This window comes from Roseibium aggregatum (assembly GCF_014692675.1).
GTDB lineage: Bacteria > Pseudomonadota > Alphaproteobacteria > Rhizobiales > Stappiaceae > Roseibium > Roseibium aggregatum_C.
In genome coordinates, this window is sequence record NZ_JABFCZ010000013.1 from 54,796 (window position 1) to 72,096 (window position 17,301).

The 17,301-nt window shown below is 60.5% G+C and carries 16 protein-coding genes; 10 read left to right on the forward strand and 6 right to left on the reverse strand.

Annotated elements, in window-relative coordinates:
• Positions 1 to 10 precede the first annotated feature (10 nt).
• The gene (locus HK439_RS12860) at positions 11 to 475 is read right to left on the reverse strand and encodes a cache domain-containing protein (protein WP_268956898.1); all 465 of its coding nucleotides are present in this window, start codon (positions 473 to 475) and stop codon (positions 11 to 13) included.
• Between the two features lie 265 nt (positions 476 to 740).
• On the opposite strand from HK439_RS12860, the gene HK439_RS12865 reads away from it, so the two are divergent.
• A complete protein-coding gene (locus tag HK439_RS12865; protein ID WP_209011778.1) occupies positions 741 to 1,094 on the forward strand; it encodes a low molecular weight protein tyrosine phosphatase family protein in 354 nt (117 codons plus the stop codon).
• A 67-nt stretch (positions 1,095 to 1,161) separates the two neighbouring features.
• Here the strand turns inward: HK439_RS12865 and HK439_RS27125 are convergent, their stop codons facing one another.
• From HK439_RS27125 to HK439_RS12875, 3 genes are read right to left on the reverse strand one after another with little or no spacing between them, the layout of a single operon-like run.
• Positions 1,162 to 1,323, reverse strand: a complete 162-nt coding sequence (locus HK439_RS27125) for a carboxymuconolactone decarboxylase family protein (RefSeq protein ID WP_268956899.1) — start codon at positions 1,321 to 1,323, stop codon at positions 1,162 to 1,164.
• Positions 1,320 to 1,547, reverse strand: a complete 228-nt coding sequence (locus HK439_RS27130) for a carboxymuconolactone decarboxylase family protein (protein ID WP_268956900.1) — start codon at positions 1,545 to 1,547, stop codon at positions 1,320 to 1,322. Before HK439_RS27130 ends, HK439_RS27125 begins: the two co-directional genes overlap by 4 nt.
• A gap of 18 nt (positions 1,548 to 1,565) precedes the next feature.
• On the reverse strand, positions 1,566 to 1,976 hold the full coding sequence (locus tag HK439_RS12875; protein ID WP_190291915.1) for a MerR family transcriptional regulator: 411 nt from the start codon (positions 1,974 to 1,976) through the stop codon (positions 1,566 to 1,568).
• 202 nt (positions 1,977 to 2,178) lie between these two features.
• On the opposite strand from HK439_RS12875, the gene betC reads away from it, so the two are divergent.
• The 3 genes from betC (at position 2,179) to HK439_RS12890 (ending at position 7,122) form a co-directional block, all read left to right on the forward strand.
• Positions 2,179 to 3,696, forward strand: coding sequence for a choline-sulfatase (gene betC, locus HK439_RS12880; RefSeq protein ID WP_190291916.1), 1,518 nt, complete (start codon positions 2,179 to 2,181; stop codon positions 3,694 to 3,696).
• Positions 3,697 to 3,910: 214 nt separating this feature from the next.
• A complete protein-coding gene (locus HK439_RS12885) occupies positions 3,911 to 6,403 on the forward strand; it encodes a methyl-accepting chemotaxis protein (protein WP_190291917.1) in 2,493 nt (830 codons plus the stop codon).
• A 455-nt stretch (positions 6,404 to 6,858) separates the two neighbouring features.
• Entirely contained in the window at positions 6,859 to 7,122 is a 264-nt protein-coding gene (locus HK439_RS12890; protein ID WP_190291918.1) for a DUF1344 domain-containing protein, read from the forward strand.
• A 43-nt stretch (positions 7,123 to 7,165) separates the two neighbouring features.
• On the opposite strand, the gene fumC is transcribed toward HK439_RS12890, so the two are convergent.
• Positions 7,166 to 8,551: a class II fumarate hydratase gene (gene fumC / locus HK439_RS12895; protein ID WP_190291919.1), complete on the reverse strand. Its 1,386-nt coding sequence runs from the start codon at positions 8,549 to 8,551 to the stop codon at positions 7,166 to 7,168.
• Between the two features lie 138 nt (positions 8,552 to 8,689).
• Between fumC and HK439_RS12900 the strand changes: the two genes are divergently transcribed.
• The 4 genes from HK439_RS12900 to HK439_RS12915 all read left to right on the forward strand — a co-directional run bounded on the left by HK439_RS12900 (position 8,690) and on the right by HK439_RS12915 (position 15,145).
• Positions 8,690 to 9,598: an HNH endonuclease gene (locus HK439_RS12900; RefSeq protein ID WP_190291920.1), complete on the forward strand. Its 909-nt coding sequence runs from the start codon at positions 8,690 to 8,692 to the stop codon at positions 9,596 to 9,598.
• A 231-nt stretch (positions 9,599 to 9,829) separates the two neighbouring features.
• Complete coding sequence (locus HK439_RS12905) at positions 9,830 to 11,377, forward strand: diguanylate cyclase domain-containing protein (RefSeq protein ID WP_190291921.1); 1,548 nt, start codon at positions 9,830 to 9,832, stop codon at positions 11,375 to 11,377.
• A 393-nt stretch (positions 11,378 to 11,770) separates the two neighbouring features.
• Positions 11,771 to 13,117 carry a hypothetical protein gene (locus HK439_RS12910; protein ID WP_190291922.1) on the forward strand — a complete coding sequence of 449 codons (1,347 nt, stop codon included), beginning with the start codon at positions 11,771 to 11,773 and terminating at the stop codon, positions 13,115 to 13,117.
• A 48-nt stretch (positions 13,118 to 13,165) separates the two neighbouring features.
• A complete protein-coding gene (locus tag HK439_RS12915) occupies positions 13,166 to 15,145 on the forward strand; it encodes a TIGR02594 family protein (RefSeq protein ID WP_190291923.1) in 1,980 nt (659 codons plus the stop codon).
• Positions 15,146 to 15,208: 63 nt separating this feature from the next.
• On the opposite strand, the gene HK439_RS12920 is transcribed toward HK439_RS12915, so the two are convergent.
• Positions 15,209 to 15,655 (reverse strand): MarR family winged helix-turn-helix transcriptional regulator, encoded by a 447-nt coding sequence (locus HK439_RS12920; protein ID WP_190291924.1) that lies wholly within the window; start codon positions 15,653 to 15,655, stop codon positions 15,209 to 15,211.
• A gap of 73 nt (positions 15,656 to 15,728) precedes the next feature.
• Between HK439_RS12920 and HK439_RS12925 the strand changes: the two genes are divergently transcribed.
• Positions 15,729 to 16,457: a DUF899 domain-containing protein gene (locus HK439_RS12925; RefSeq protein WP_190291925.1), complete on the forward strand. Its 729-nt coding sequence runs from the start codon at positions 15,729 to 15,731 to the stop codon at positions 16,455 to 16,457.
• Positions 16,458 to 16,477: 20 nt separating this feature from the next.
• Positions 16,478 to 17,254 (forward strand): VOC family protein, encoded by a 777-nt coding sequence (locus tag HK439_RS12930; protein ID WP_190292014.1) that lies wholly within the window; start codon positions 16,478 to 16,480, stop codon positions 17,252 to 17,254.
• Positions 17,255 to 17,301: the final 47 nt, after the last annotated feature.

Below are 17,301 nucleotides of genomic sequence, written 5' to 3' on the forward strand. Positions count from 1 at the left end.
AATTATACGATCAGAAGCGGTAGACCCCGACTCCTACGAAGTAATCGCCCATGCGCTCGATGTAGCTCGACTTGTCTTCGATCCTGTTGTTGAGCGGATTGGGCCACTTGTAGTCGACCCAGCCGTGGCCGGGCTCGCCCTTGGCAATGTCGATCATCTCCTGGATCAGATACTTGCCGTCCTGGTCCTTGAGCTTCAGCAGGTTCTTGCCGACCAGCGCCGGCCGCGCTCCGTGGGCGACATTGACGCCGTTCAGGTCATAAATGAAAGGATAGAGATCCCGGTCATGGAACTCCGGGGTCGACTGGTCGGTAACGGCCGCAAAGGTCTTCTCCCCGCCGTCGCGGTCAAACCGCTCGACGACACGTTTCACCATGTCGACCGCCTCTTGCTTCGTCCCGTATTCCGAAGCATGTGACAGAAAAGGGGTCAAAATGAACAAGGCTGCGAACAGCCGAAAAATATTTCGAAGCATTTCACATCCTCCCGCTCCACCGGAAAAGATGAAGTAAATATATTTATACAACCTAAATCTCTTAACACAGCGTCATTTATCGTATTTCTGATCGAGGCGATAACCTCCGGAAGGTGAACAAAATTTTTCAGGTATATTTAAAATTCCTGAGCATTTTTATTCTTCGATCACCACCGCAGCGCGAAAGGTGTTACTGCAGAGCGATGAAAGTGAACCGGCGGCAAAATCCGGCAGTTGCCGGTCCGCTCGCAAATGGGAAAAGCTCTTGACCGACGTTAAGCCCCTGAATGTCCTGTTCGTGTGCAGCCGCAACCAGTGGCGCAGCCCGACCGGGGAAGCCGTGTTCAGGAAAATGGCGGGCGTCGCCACCCGGTCCGCGGGCACCAGCCGAAACGCCCGCCGCAAGCTGTCCCTTTCCGACATCCGCTGGGCCGATCTGATCCTGGTCATGGAGGAGAAGCACGCGTCCCGGATCCGGGCGGACTTCCGCCAGGAAGTTCGTCACAAGGCGCTTCACGTGCTCGATATTCCCGATGACTATCGCTACATGGATGAAGACCTGATCGAGCTGTTCCACGAAGCCGCCGGACCGATCATCGCCAATGCCATTGCAGATTAACACTTAAAACAGCCGGACCAGGACGGTCCCTCCGCCTTCGTCCGGCTGTTTCAATGCCGCGATTCCGTCAGGCGGCAGCCCGATCTTCCTCGGCAAACACGTCCATGGCAGCATTCAGCCCGTTGATTGCCGCCGGCAGGCCGCCATAGACCGCCATCTGCCAGATCGCCTCGACGATCTCGGTCCGGCTCACCCCCGCCGCCAGTGTGTGTTCGATGTTGATTTTCATTGCGGGCCGGTCTGGCCGCCCAGCGCGGTCAGCGCCGCAATCGTGCAAAGTTGCCGGGTCTTCAAATCCAGTCCCGGGCGGGCATAGTGCCGGCCATAGGCCCACTCGATCAGGCTTTCGGCGAAATCCGGCAGCAGCGCGCCGTATCGGTCATCGAGGATCTGTTCCAGATCCGGGTTCAGCTTCTTCGTCAGCTCACGGCCACGTTCCAGTGCAGTGCTCATTCATCAGTCCTTTGAAGGTCACTGCGCGCCGTGTCCGGTTCGCGCGCAGTTTTCGAAAGACGGATCGACGGGTCCACCCGCTTCCATCTTCCGGTAGAGGTCGATCTTGTCGTCCAGAACGCTCAGCACCTCGGTGAGTCGGGCAATGTCTTCCGCCACCTTTCCCCGGTGACGTTCCAGCATCTGCCGGCGCAGACCGAGCGAAGCGGCCCCCTTGCCGCGCAGATCCGCATACCGCAGCCGGTCCTTGATCCCCATGCCGGTCGCCTTCAGCCGGTCGAGAAAATCGATCCACCGCAGCATCGCTGCATCATAGACCCGCCGGCCACCGCCATCGCGCGGCGCTTTGGGGATCAGGCCGATCTTTTCGTAATAACGCAGCGTATCGACGCTGAGCCCCGACTTTTCCGCAAGATCACCGATCAGCATGGACATTCTCCGAACAGGACGATTTGAAAGACCCTAGGTGCTGGAGTGCACTCCAGGTCAAGAACCGGTTTTCGCTTTTTTCGCTCCAAAGATGGCCGCAAGACGCCTCTCATCCACAAAGCGACGGTTTTTATTGATCCACCATTCAAAAAAACGCTAGAAAAACCGCGAGGCCAGAAATTTCTTCAGACGGAGATCCCCGATGAGCCACGCCAAGAACATTCTCGTCCTGATGGTGGATCAGTTGAACGGAACGCTGTTTCCGGACGGGCCTGCCGGGTTTCTCCATGCACCGAACCTGAAGAAGCTCGCCGCCCGCTCCGCCCGCTTCCGCAACGCCTATACGGCCTCGCCGCTCTGCGCCCCCGGCCGGGCAAGTTTCATGTCCGGGCAACTGCCGCAGCGGACCCGGGTCTATGACAATGCCGCGGAATTTGCGTCCGATATTCCGACCTACGCCCATCACCTGCGCCGCGCCGGCTATACCACCTGCCTCTCGGGCAAGATGCATTTCGTCGGCCCGGACCAGTTGCACGGTTTCGAGGAACGGCTGACCACGGATATCTATCCGGCCGATTTCGGCTGGACGCCGGACTACCGCAGGCCCGGCGAGCGGATCGACTGGTGGTACCACAACATGGGCTCGGTCACCGGCGCCGGCGTCGCGGAAATCACCAACCAGATGGAATATGACGACGACGTCGCGTTCCAGGCGGTGCGCAAGATCTACGATTACGGCCGCGGCAAGTACGACCGGCCGTGGATGCTGACCGTCAGCTTCACCCATCCGCACGACCCTTACGTGGCGCGCAAGAAGTACTGGGACCTTTACGAGGACTGCGAGCACCTGCTGCCGGAAGTTCCCGCCATCCCCTATGAAGACCAGGACGCCCATTCCAAACGCATCTTCGATGCCAACGACTGGCGCAGCTTCGCCATCACCGGGGAGGACATCCGCCGTTCGCGCCGGGCATATTTCGCCAACCTCTCCTATCTGGACGACAAGATCGGCGAGATCCTGACGGCGCTCGATGCCATGCGCATGACCGACGACACGACCATCGTCTTCGTGTCCGACCACGGCGACATGCTCGGCGAGCGGGGACTGTGGTTCAAGATGACCTTCTTCGAGGGCTCCTCCCGCGTGCCGCTGATGGTCGCGGACCCGGACATGCCATCCGGCCTCTACGAAACCCCGGTGAGCACGCTGGACGTGCTGCCCACGCTGGCCGAACTCGCCGGCATCGACATGGACGAAATCATGCCCTGGACCGACGGCGAAAGCCTCGTGCCGCTGGCGAACGGCGTGAAGCGCCTGTCGCCGGTACGCATGGAATATGCCGCGGAAGCGTCCTACGCGCCGCTGGTCGGCCTCCGCCGGGGCCCTTACAAATACGTCCATTGCGAACTCGACCCGCCTCAGCTTTTCGATCTGGAAAAAGACCCGCTGGAACTGAACAACCTCGCTGAGGACACCGCATTCACCGACATTGCCGCAGAGCTCGCCGCCGAAGTTCGCGACACCTGGGACATGGCCGCCTTCGACGCGGATATCCGCCAGTCCCAGGCCCGGCGCTGGATCGTCTACGAGGCGCTGAGAAACGGCGCCTATTTCCCGTGGGACTACCAGCCCCTGCAGAAGGCATCCGAGCGCTACATGCGCAATCACATGGACCTGAACGAGGTCGAAGAAGGCCAGCGGTTCCCGCGGGGCGAGTGAGTTGGACCCGAGCGCGACCAAGCGCTTAAGCGCATGCCTTGGCGGCACTTTCGCTTACTGATTAAAAGATCAGCCGCGATGCGTGCTTCCGCATAAAAAAGAAGCACTATTTAGCGGTTGTAATGGCCCGACCTACGCGTTCCTTTGCACTTCCTTAGAGTTTTGCCGCGATAAAATTTGCGAGGAGTTTTCTCATGGGCCTGTTGAGTGGGGTGTGACATTGCTGTTCAAACGATCGATCGGGCACAAGGAGCCGGCAATTGCCGGTTCTTCGAACCTTTCCGGAAAAAAGCGCATCCGGCTTCCGCAGTTTTCGGTCAAGACCCAGTTCATGGGCGGTCTCGGCGTCATGCTGCTGTGCGCGGTCGGAGTCGGCGCCAGCGGCCTTCTTGCCGCCGGACAGGTGCAGCAAACCGTTTCCATCGCCAATCAGGCCAGCGGAATTCTGGGCAATGTTCCCGGCCTCCTGCGCCATCTGGGCGATTTCGGCCAGTCGGGAACGGACGAAGCCTCGGATGCGGTCCGCGCCGAAATCGCCGCCATCACCGGCCGGGCCGACCGGCTTGCTGCGGAGCGGCCTGACGAAGCGAACGAACTGGCAGCGATCACTCGTGAACTGGACGGCGCGTTCGATACCCTTGCCGGCGCGCGGCAGAACCGGGACGATGCGGTTCAGGTGCTGAACGACATGACCTCCAGCCTGCTGGCGACAACCGGCACGGCCTTCGAACAGATCGAGGCACTGGCAAGCCAGCGCGTCGCGGCGACCCTAGTCAATGAAGGCAAGCTGCAGAAGCTGTCGGGCGTGGAGTCTCGCATCAGCGACATGCGCGTTGCCATCGTCATGATCGGCAAGGACACCGCCGAGATAACGCAGCAGGCGGACAAGAAGCTGGCCAAGAACGTCGTGAAACAGATCAAGGATCTTGAGAAAGACGCCAAAGCCGTCCGCAGGGCGGTCAAGCTTGATACGGTCAAGAATCTGGCGAAGACCTTTCTTGCGCAGACCAAGGATCTCGCAAAGAAGGTCGGCTCCGCCGAACCGGGCGACTTCGCACCGGCCGTGGCGTCCCTTTCCAGCCTGATCGGCGACCTGCAGGCCGCGGTCAAGACACCGATTTCGGACATGAAGACGGAGCTGCGCGCCTTCGAGACGGTGAACGCGGCCATCGCCCGCCTGTCGACCAACACCCAGACCCTTGCCCGCGGCGCCGTCAGCATCAGGAGCACCTATGCCGATTACCTGAAGCAGCCCTCCGCCGAAGCGGCAACGGTTCTCCAGGGCATCCTCGACGAAATGACGAGGGTCTCCGGCAACATGGCCGATACCCTGACCAGGACCATATCGGAAACCGGCGACAAGGACGTTCTGGCGGTTCTGAACGGTTCTGTTGCGGCCCTGATCGAGGAAACCCGGGCGGCAACGGCCAAGGTGCCCGATACCTTCGCCGGGGTCATGTCGGCAACGGAGACGCTGAATTCTGCGGACAACGTCTTTTCGAACACGGTCGCCAACCTGGCCGATGCCGCGCGCGGGATCAGCGAACAGTCCGGTTCACAGGCCGTTGCTGCCGGACAGGGCGCGAAAATCGAGATCGTGGTCGCTCTCGGCCTGGCGCTGGCGATCAGCGCCCTGCTCGCGGTCATGCTGTCGCGCACGATCATGACGCCGCTCCGCCTCCTGACCGCCGCCATGCGGCATCTTCAGGACGGGAAAACCGATCTCGACATCCCGGCGGAACACCGGCGCGACGAGATCGGCGACATGGCCCGCGCCATCGGCACCTTCAGCGACCGGGAACGCGAACGGTTCCGTCTGGAGGAAGAGCAGCGTGTAAACGCCGAAGCGACCCACCATCGCCAGCAGAAGGTGGACCGGCTGGTTGCCGAGTTCCGCCAGGACATCGAAACCGCCCTGTCGGCCGTCACGGAAAACATGCAGCAGCTCGAAGCCACCGCGGAACTCCTCACCGGCATCGCCAGCAACACCAGCGGCAAGAGCGAGGAAGTTTCGCAGGCCTCCCGAGACGCAACAGACAACGTACAGACCGTGGCCGCCGCCACGGAGGAACTGACCGCCTCCGTGCAGGAGGTCGGCCGTCAGGTGCATGACACGCTCGGACGGGTGGAAGACGCGACCGGCGCAACCAGAACCTCGACCGAACAGGTGCGCGGCCTGTCCCGGGCCGCAGAGCGCATCGGCGATGTGGTGTCGCTCATCCAGGAAATCGCCGAACAGACGAACCTGCTCGCGCTCAATGCCACCATCGAGGCGGCGCGCGCCGGGGAAGCCGGCAAGGGCTTTGCCGTCGTCGCCTCCGAGGTCAAGTCGCTGGCCGGCCAGACCGCAAAGGCGACGGATGAAATCTCCAGCCATATTTCGGATATCCAGCAGTCCACCAATACGGCGGTTCAGGCGATCACCGGCATCATGGACATGATGGAAGCCGTCAACGAGACGGCCGCCGCCATGGCGGCTTCGGTGGAACAGCAGTCGTCCGCGACCGAGGAAATTTCCACCAGCATCAGCATCGCCGCTGAACGCACCTCCCACGTTACGGACAACATCCGGATCGTGTCGCAGGGATCTGGCGAAACCAGCCAGTCGGCCCAGCAGGTCGAACAGGTGACCGACGAGGCCACAAGACAGCTCGGTGCCCTGACCCAGCGGATAGAAACCTTCCTCAAGGACGTGGCGGCCGCTTAGAGTGTTTCCAGCAAAAGTGGATACCGGTTTTGCGGTTCGGAAACACGACAAGGAAAAAGTTCAGAACGTATCCCGAGATTGAAAGATCTCGGGATACGTTCTGAAAAATAAGAATTTCCCGGAGGCGCGGGACACGTTCCCGTCTCCGGGAAAAATTATTTTTCAAGCCTCTTTTCCAGCCTAAAATCCGCCGCAATGCGGGCGCTCATATCTCGATCGCGGAATGACACGCGCCCTGCGTAAGCCCTTCTGGGGAAACCGGAATCCGGATCCCCAAAGGACCCAAGCCGCCTGCTTCCCCGGACAGAACGTCCGGGAAAAGACAGGCCGCGACAGCTCCGCACCTTTATTAAAAACCAAACCCCGATACCCCCCGGCAGGATCCGAGGATACGGCTCCCCGCGCCTTGAGGCCGGCCCGTCCTCACCTTCGGGGCTCTCTCTGGAGATCCTGGAATGCGCATGTTCAAACGCCTGGTGGCCGTCCTGGCCGTGATGGTCGTCCTGCCGCTCTCGCACGCCTTTGCCGACGAGACCACAGGCACCATTGTGGAGATCGACCCGGACGCGAAATCCATCGTTCTGGACGACGACACCGTCTACGTCCTGCCGGACACCATCGATCCGGAAGGATTGAATATCGGCGACGTGGTGCAGATCACCTATAGCGAATCCGACAGCGGCACCCTGGTCGTGACCGCACTTTCCGTCACCAACTGACACGCATCGCCCGGTCCCTCCAAAGGGGCCGGGTCTCGCCTTGTCAAAGCCCCGGGTGCACCATCTTCGCCGGGTCGACGATCCGGTCGAACTCCACTTCGTTCACATAGCCCAGGTCGAGGCAGGCCTGTCGGAGGCTGAGGTCGTGCTCATAGGCATGATGGGCGGCGTGGCTTGCCTTGTCGTAGCCGATCACCGGACTGAGCGCGGTCACCAGCATCAGGGAGTTTTCGACGAAGCGCGCGATCTGCTTCTCGTTCGGCTCCGTGCCCTCGACCAGGAACGCCGCAAAATTCGCCGCGCCGTCGCCGAGGATCCGGATCGACTGCAGCACCGCGTTGATCATCACCGGCTTGTAGACATTCATCTCCAGCAGGCCGCCCGCACCGCTCAAGCCCACCGTAACGTCGTTGCCCATCACCTGCACGGCGATCATCGCCAGCGCCTCGCACTGGGTCGGGTTGACCTTGCCCGGCATGATCGACGAGCCTGGCTCGTTGGCCGGGATCACGAGTTCGTTGAAACCGCAGCGCGGCCCGCAGGACAGAAGCCGGATGTCATTGGCGATCTTGTAGAGCGACCCGGCCAGGGCCTTGAACGCTCCATGTAGCATCACCAGCGCGTCATGGGCGCCCTGGACGGCGAACTTGTTCGGCGCCGTTTCAAACGGCAGCCCGGTCAAAACGGCAATCCGCTCCGCCGCCTGTTCGGCGAAACCCGCAGGCGCGTTGATGCCGGTGCCGACCGCCGTCCCGCCCAGCGCCAGAAAGTAAACGTCCTTCAACGCATGTTCGATGCGCGCGATCCCCTCGTCGAGCATCCGCACATAGCCGGAAAATTCCTGGCCGAGGGTCAGCGGTGTCGCGTCCTGCATATGGGTGCGGCCGATCTTGATGATCCGCTCCCACGCCTTCGCCTTGACGTCCAGAGCGTCGCGCAGCTCGCGCACCCCCGGCAGCAGCCGGCCGGTCGTATTGATCGCCGCCGCCATGTTCATCACGCTCGGGAACGTGTCGTTGGACGACTGGGACATGTTGACGTGATCGTTCGGATGGATCGGGTCCTTGGAGCCCATAACCCCGCCGGCCATCTCGATCGCCCGGTTGGCGATCACCTCGTTGACGTTCATGTTGGTCTGGGTGCCGCTGCCGGTCATCCACACATGGAGCGGAAAATGCGCGTCCAGCTCGCCCCGGTCCACTTCCTCCGCCGCCGCCACGATCAGCTCGCACTTGTCGTCCGGCAAAAGGCCCAGCTCCGCATTCACCTCCGCGGCCGCCCGCTTCAACAAGCCGTAGGCGTGGATGATCTCTAGGGGCATCAGCTCCGTGCCGATGGAGAAATACTTCAGCGACCGCTGCGTCTGCGCACCCCAGTACCGGTCGTGCGGAACTTCGATCTCGCCGAGACTGTCGCTTTCGAGACGCATGGGGGAACTCCTTTCCGAGGGTGAACATCATCAAAATAGTGCTGGAAGAGACGCGATGGGAGAATGCCCCCTGAATTTATTGCAATGGCACGTCCATCTCGTCTAAGTTGAATTAAAGTCAGTCACTTATGCGCAAACATGGCCCAAGCAATTTTCTATCATAAGCCAGACAGCGAGTATGACGACGTCACAGGCAAACAGTATCATTTTCCCAAAACGTATTTGTCTCGTGTCGAGAAAACGCTTGGTGATTGGATCGTGTACTACGGTCCCCTTCCGCCGCTAAAAGGCCGTTACTACTCCGGAATAGCCAAGGTCGATGCCATTGAAAAAGACCCTTCGAAAGAGGGGCACTATTATGCGTTCTTGAGCCAGTACTTGGATTTCGATCGTCCGCTCGATTACACCGAGAACGATGGATACGAGAAAAAGCTGGTCCGTCCCGATGGGACAGTGAACGGTGGGGTTAGTGTTCAAGCTGTCCGAATTCTTGACCGCGATGAGTATGTGGCAATCGTAAATGCCGGTCTTTCTAGCCCTGACGAATGGCCAGATCGATATGATTTGCCGACGAACGGAAATCAAAACGAAAGCGATCGTTTCGAAGATGGTCCACAATCGCCATTAATCGACATACCAGGCGAACGAACGATCGTGAGCCAAATCGTCAACCGACCATTTCGGGATGCAAAGTTCAGGCAACATATTCGCCGAATTTACGATCGCACCTGCGCATTCACCGGGCTCCGCCTGATTAATGGGCAAGGCCGCCCTGAAGTCGAAGCCGCGCACATAATCCCAGTCGAAAAAGGCGGAAATGATTCTGTTCAGAATGGGATCGCATTATCCGGAACCGTCCACTGGATGTTCGATCGCGGTCTCCTCTCTCTTGGAGATGACTATTCCATTCTACCATCCCGACATCTGAACTACGACGTATCACATCTTCTCAACAAGGATATGAAGGCGAACGTGCCTTCAGAATCGCGATTACGCCCACATCCGCACTATCTGGCTTGGCACCGCGAAAACGTCTTTAAGCAGTAACGGTCGTTCGTTCCCTGATCGTTTAAAAACGAGTCCCCTTTTCTTACCCTTCATTAACCGAAACCGCTGAAATCCGTGGCTTTCCCCCGTTTGCTCAGGATTGTTTCACTCCCTTCCGCCAGAATGCCGGCCAAGAGATGGGCACGGGTTCTGCTTTAAGCGCCGCGGGGGCGGCCTGGGAAGTGGCAAGGCGATGTGCTCCGTTGACTATCGCGAGGGGAGCGCCCGCAGATGTACCGCCAGACCCGGCTGACCAAACCGGAAGACATGGAACCGTTCGATCCGGGCGGGAAGCCGTCCCGTTTCCGGCTGCGCCATTTCGTCTATCTGGCCGTCTCCGTCCTGCTTGCCGGCGGCATTGTCGCCATGGGTTACCTGCTGGCGACCACGACCCGAAGCGCCGACGATCTGGCGCTGACCCATGAAAAGGCGCTGGTCAACGAGGCCCTGAAGCACCAGCTCGACCTGCTCGCCCGCGACCAGACTTTCCTTGCGGTGAACGACCGCACCGTGAAAGAGGTCGAGAGCGGACACATCGGCAAAACCCTGGCCGACACGATCGCCGCACAGACCTGGCTCGACTTCGACCATGACTGGACGCTGGTGATCGGACCGGACAACGACCTGATGATGGTCGCCGCCGAAGACGAGGTCGTACCGGCCGCAGGCGGTCGCGAAGTGCTGCTGGCGGCCCGCGACCTGGTTTCCCGGGCGCGGGAGGGCTATTTTTCCGTCCGCCGGCCGGCCGCGAACGGTTACCGCGTCCGCTATGTGGAAAAGGGCGAACTGGCCCCGATCTATGCCACGGACGTGCGGGAAGTCGCAGGAAAGCCGGCGCTGGTCAGCGCCATGGCCATCGTTCCCGAAACCGATGCCCTGACCCTGCCGGACGGTGCGCCCGGCGTCCTGCTGTCGGTGCGGCTGATCGAAACCAGGCTGCTCTCCAGCGTCAGCCAGACCTTCCTGCTCGACGACTTCCGCTATACGTCCAGCCATGTTTCCACGGCGGCCAATGTGCCGGTGACCGTCAACGACGATGCGCCGATCGGCTTCTTCGAGTGGATCAGCGCGGCCCCCGGCACGGCGATCCGTTACGCCATCGGTCCAATTGCAGCCGCCATCATTCTCGCCTTCCTCCTGATCGGCTATGTCTCTGCCCGCAAGCTGGCGGAAAAGTCCAGGGCGCTGGAAGACAGCGAGGCGCGCAACCGCTACCTCGCCCTGCACGACACGCTGACCGGGCTCGGCAACCGCACCTATTTCGGCGATGCGCTGGATGCGGCCATGGACAAGTGCGAGACCGCTCCTTGCGCGGTGCTCGCCATCGACCTCGACCGCTTCAAGCAGGTCAACGACACCTACGGCCACGATGCCGGCGACATGGTGATCCGCAACGTCGCCCGCCGCCTGAAGGAGGCGATCGCCGGATCGGGGATCGTCGCGCGCACCGGCGGCGACGAATTCCTGGCGCTGATCACCGGCAATGTGGACGAAAGCCATCTGCGCTGGCTGTGCGACACGATCATCGAGGAGGCTTCCAAGCCGATCCCGGTCGCCGGAGGCATGGCCCATATCGGCGTCAGCATCGGCTGGGCGATCGCCCCGAAAAACGGCGACACCGCCTCACTGGTTCTGTGTCTCGCCGACCAGTCGCTCTATCACGCCAAGGCCAACGGCCGGAACATGGCCGTCTTCGTCGAGGATCTGTTCCGCGAAGACATGGCCGCCCGCGAGAAGGAAGCCGCAGAGACCGGCAAGGGCAAACGCAAGTCGGCCTGAGAACGGAGAAACGGTCCTTCCCGACCTGCGCAGGCCTGCGGGCGAATCGAATCCCTATAACTGCGGTTCAGGAGCGCTGAACGTGATCGCGCAGACCCCCGGGCCGTTTTGAGGAGGGAATTTCCCCTGTTCTTTCCGGACCCGGCCAAGCCGGACCATCCGCAAAAGCTGCATGGAACGAAGCAGCTTTTCGCCTTTCGATTCAGTTGTTTCCAAACGGCTGCACAACCGGTTCCAGGCGTAACCATCTCCGCTGCCGGCAAATCGCGAAGTCCGGGCAAGTCCAAATGGTTAACGATTGGTTGACAGCCGGCGGGCGCGATCCGGATAGTCTTTGCAAACATTGGCTCGCCTTGAGTCAGGGAGATGTCTTAAGTCAGATGGAGTGGTCGCATGCCGGCCTGTTTGAGTTCGCCTGCCCGCGGACAAAGGAATTTTGCGCGCATTTTTCTTGGCCTGTTCTGCGCTCTGACTTTGGCGAGCTGTAGCCCTGCCGGAAACGACTATCTCTCCAACGGCATCGGCTCCGAATTACCGGCCCCTGAAGCCGATATCATTCGTGCGACCAACCTGCAGAACAAGTACTTCAGTTATTTGTGCCAGCAGGCAGGGATTGGTGGGTGGACCTCGTCCTACGCTCCAAACTCATGCGCTCTCAATCCCATCAACGACAGGAAATGGCTCCTCGTCGTCGCCCAGGGAATGAACGACATCGACCGGCGCTGCGATGCCTATCTGCAATGGCTCGACAACAAGAAGCGCTCGAAAGGACCGGTTATCAGCCAGATCGGTTCTGTCCGTGCGGCGACGACAGGTATCATGGGCGTTGCGGAAGCTTCGACCAAGGCGTTGACGGTTGCCGGACTGGCCTTCGACCTGATTTCGCAGAGTGTCGAGAATTATCACAGCCGGCTGTTGCTCGAGATCGAATCCTCGACCGTCAACTCAGTCGTTCTCAACCTGCGCCGCAAGTTCAGGGCGGATTTCCGGCAGCAGCAAATTGCGGTAACGGATCGGCCACAGGCGGAGTACATCCTCAGATCCTATCTTCGTCTCTGCCTGCCCTTCGCGATCGAGGCAAACATCAACAATTATTCGACGCTTGCATCGAGCGGGATTGCACCGACCAGTGAAAATTCGATCAACTGGTCGCCCCGAAGCGGACTGACGATTGGAGCCGCAGCCGGCGGCGTGGAATATAATTTTAAACCGAATGAGCCGCTGAAACCCGGCCCGACAATCGGTGAAGACAAACAAATACCTGGCGCTGAAACCAAATGGGAAAAACAGCTGCAGCCGGATGATCTCGAGAAAATCCAGAAATTCCTTTGCATCGCGAATACGGCAAAGAATTTCGGCGACAAGACGCGCGCAGGCATCCTGCTCTGGACTCAGACTTCATACCGTGGCGGAGAAATAGACTCAAAACTCAGTGACAGGAAAGGCGCCACTATCCTCAAGATGGCCAATGAAAAGGATGCTGCCTGCCCCACATCGAAATACAAGAACTATTATGAAAAGTTCCGCTTCGCCAAAGACCCGGACCTGGAAAAGAAATTCGTCGGCGAACTGCTGACAGCTGCCGGCTCCCCGGACACCAACAAGACCAGTATCTCCGAAGTCCGGGATGTGATCACGGCTCTGAAAGATTCCGACAAGTTCAAGACAATCGACTTCTCGATGTCCGGAGTTGCCAAGGACGAAGTGACGCCTAAATTCTTCAGCCTGGTAAGCCCGTAACAGGTACCGCGACACCATAAGGAAAGATCCGGCTGTGGAGGAAATGCGATGTACTACCGAGCCAAAACGGGTACCGCTGTTTTTTTGTACCGGGATCTGCCCTCCGATCCGCTAACGATCGAAGACAAGCTGAACCGCATCGATCTGTCTCCGGACCTGGATCTGAAATCCCTGTCGGAAGACGAAACCAAGACCTGGTTCAAGATCACGGCCCTCTTCCCCGGCGGCGATGAGGAAGGCTGGGTAAGGGCGATCGATGTCGACCCTGCCGACCCGCCGAAGCCTGAGGATCTCGACCCTTGGCCCTTCGTCAAGAACTGCACGCTTGCCGCGCGCGTGATCAACAAGGCGAATGAGCAGACCGGTTACGGCATCAACCGCGATTTCATGATCGCCTATGCCCTGGTGCACACCGGCACGGACACGGACTCCGTACCGCAGAACCGCGTGACCGGTTCGGGTGCGGAAGAACGACATGGTCCGTTTGCTCTGACGGTGGCGGATTGGGGCAAATTTCTGGCCAGTGATTTCAATGAATCTGGCTACCGGGACCGAGATATAGATGTGCCGGTGTTCCAGTGTTACGGCTTCGCGTACCTGGTGTTTGAGGCGACCAAGTCTCTGAGCGAACATTTTTCAACCGCCGATACGACGAAGGCCAGCGGCCCGTGGATGCCGACCACCATCGAACTCTTCCTGTGTCTCGCCTGCGGCAAGGATTTTACCGCGGCTTACATCGACAAACTGAAGAGCACGCCGGATACGAAATTCACCGCCCTTTTGACAGAGAAGGCCGGCGCAGATACGGCCGCTGCGCTTCTTGAGCGTTACAAACGGTTCTTCGGAAACGGGGACCTGTCGATCAAGGATGTCGACGACAAGATTTACACCGCCTTCGATGCGGCCCTGAAACGGTCCTTCACATTGGTTCGGGAACTCACTCCGGAAGATCTGATCTATGTCGTCAACGACAAGCTGCCCTGGTACAGGGTCGCGCAGGAGGAGTTCGTCAAAGGGGTGAAGGAAACGGGCACGCCTCCAAATCCGGAGGTCCTCAAGTATTTCAAGGCAACCGATTATAAAACGAACAGGGAAGACCCCTGGTGCGGCGCCTTCGTGGCGTGGTGTCTCCAGCAGTCAAATGCGGAAATCGCTGTAAAGTCTGTCAACAAGGCAACAGCGGCGCGCGCCGCAAGCTGGAAGACATGGGGCGATGTGGAGGTGCCGATCGGCGCCTACGAAAAATCCGCCGTGCCCGTCGGCGCGGTCGTTGTCCTCAGGCCGAGGAGCGGAACAACGGATTCCTCCGGCCATGTGGGTTTTTTCGTCGAGCAGAACGCGAAAAAGATCAAGCTGCTCGGTGGCAACCAAAGCGACAGCGTCAAGGAAACGGAGTTCGACAGGCGTCAGGTCGTGGCGATCCGGATGCTGAAGGGTTTCGATGCGGATCCTGCACAAAGCAATGGCCCGGGCACGGAAGATCCGAACTTCGATGCCGGTACGCTCGGCCCCTTCACGAAAGCGGACTGGGCCAAATATATCGATGTCCTGGGCCACCGGGAGTCGACCAATAATTACGGGGCCGTGAACCGTCTGGGGTACAGCGGTCGCTGGCAGTTCGGTGCGCTGGCCCTGATCGATGGCGGTTATGTGAAGAACGGTGCGGAGACGCGTCTGCTGGCGCAGGACCGTTGGTGGACGGGCAAGAACGGCGTGACCTCCCGCGACGCCTGGCTCGCAAACACCAACGCCTGCCAGGACACCGAAATAATCGCTTTCACGCGGCGCAATTACCGAAGTCTCCTGAACAACAGGGACTCGAAGAAAGTTCTGGAAACGATCATCAACACCGCCAACAAGGCCGCCCTCGCCGGCCTTCTGGCGACGGCGCATCTGCTTGGCGCTGGCGGCGCGCGGAAAATGCTGAAAGGGCAGGACGGACAGGACGCCAACGGCGTAAAAGGGCGCGATTATTACGCGCTCTTGGCCCAGGCGTTCGGAGGCAGCCCGACGCCACCCCAAATCTGACTATCCGGCATCGGGCAAAGGCGCCCAGATAAGAGGGAAAGCAAAGCCTCCGGCCTGCCCATGCTATCCGCTCAATTCGACCAGGCCTTTTCGCAGCATATCGGCATCGGTCTCCAGTTCGGCTTCGATATCCGCATGCAGCCGCGTCCAGACCGGCAGCGCCGACGCCAAGGCCGTCCTGCCTTCGGCCGTCAGGCGCAGGCGCCTGCCGCGCCGGTCCTGCGGATCCGGCTCCACGGACACCCATCCCCGCTTTTCCAGCGGCTTCAGCGCGGCCGTCAGCGTCGTCCGGTCCATGGCCAGCAACTGGGCGACCGGCCTCATGGACGGCGGCTCCGGCCGGTTGAGCGACATCATCAGGGAAAACTGCCGGTTCGTCAGCCCCAGCGGCCTCAGCGCCTCGTCGAAGCGGCGGGCAAGTGTGCGCGCGGCCCGCTGGGCATGAAGGCACAGGCAGGTGTCACGGACATGGGCCGTGGCCGAAAAGGGAACGTCCGATTCGTTTGACATGGCCTATATATGTTGATATCAACCTATTTAGTCAAGTCAGCGAACTCGGCAAAGAACCCAGGAGGGGAAAGCAATGGAACATCAAGTCGTATCGCGGCAGGAGTGGCTCGAAGCCCGCCGCAATTTGCTCATCGCCGAAAAAGAGGCGACCCGGCAGCGCGACCGGGTGAATGCGCAGCGCATGGCCCTGCCCTGGGTCCGGGTCGAGACCGACTACCGCTTCGACACACCGGAAGGGCAGAAATCGCTGACCGACCTGTTCGACGGGCGCAGCCAGCTGATCGTCTACCATTTCATGTTCGACCCGGACTGGGAGGCCGGCTGCACCGGCTGCTCCTTCCTGACCGACCATCTGGACGGCGCCCTTCCTCACCTGAACAATCACGATGTCACGCTGGTCTGCGTCTCCCGCGCGCCGCTGGCGAAGATCGAGGCCTACAAGCGCCGCATGGGCTGGACGGTGCCCTGGGTGTCCTCACATGGCTCCGGGTTCAACAGCGACTTTCACGTGACCTTCAGCCCGGAAGAGCTGGCGTCGGGATCGGTCGCTTACAACTTCACGCAGATACCGGCTCAAAACGCCTGCGGTGAACTCCCGGGGTTGTCCTCCTTCTACCGGAACCCGAAGGGCGAGGTCTTCCACACCTATTCCAGCTATGCCCGCGGCCCGGAAGAACTGATCGGGACGCTGATGATCCTCGACCGCGCGCCGTTCGGCCGCAACGAGGAGCCGAACATGGACTTCGTCCGCCGTCACGACGAATACGCCGACGCGGAAGAACGCCGCAGCTGTCACTCCTGAAGCGGGACCACGAACCAATGATGCAAGGCAATTTCATCTGGCACGAGCTGACGACCAGCGATCCCGCGGCGGCGGCAAAATTCTACACCGAGGTGATCGGCTGGCAGGCGAAGGACTCCGGCGTGCCCGGCGTCGACTACACCCTGTTCCAGGTCCCTGGCTTCGACATGGGCGTGGCCGGGATGATGGCGCTGACGCAGGAAGCCTGCGACGGCCACATATCCCCGCACTGGTCCGGCTATGTGGCCGTGGATGACGTCGACGCCAAGGCCCGGGAGTTCGCCGAAAACGGCGGCAAGATCCTTGCCGGGCCGGCGGATATTCCCAGTATCGGCCGCTTTGCGGTGGTGTCGGATCTCCACGGCGCGGCAATCAGCCTGTTCAAACCGGTGATGCCCGAAGGCCCGCTGCCGCCCATGCCGGAGGCCGGCACGCCGGGCACCTTCGGCTGGAACGAGCTCTATGCCGACGACGGCAAGGAGGCCTTCGCCTTCTATTCGAAACGGTTCGGCTGGCAGCCGGACATGGCCGTCGATATGGGGCCCATGGGCAGCTACCAGACCTTCAGGCTCGACGGTCCCCTCATCGGCGGCATGATGACCCGAAAGCCCGACATGCCCGTTCCGTTCTGGAGCTACTATGTCAACGTGGAGGCCATCGACGCCGCCGCCGATCGGGTGAAAGCCGCCGGCGGACAGGTGGTCAACGGCCCGATGGAGGTGCCCGGCGGCCTGTGGGTCGTCAACTGCTTCGACCCACAAGGCGCCAAATTCTCCCTGGTCGCGCCGAAACGCTGATCCGAGCGCGTTCAGGGCCCGCTCCTGCCATCCTCCTGACACCCTTG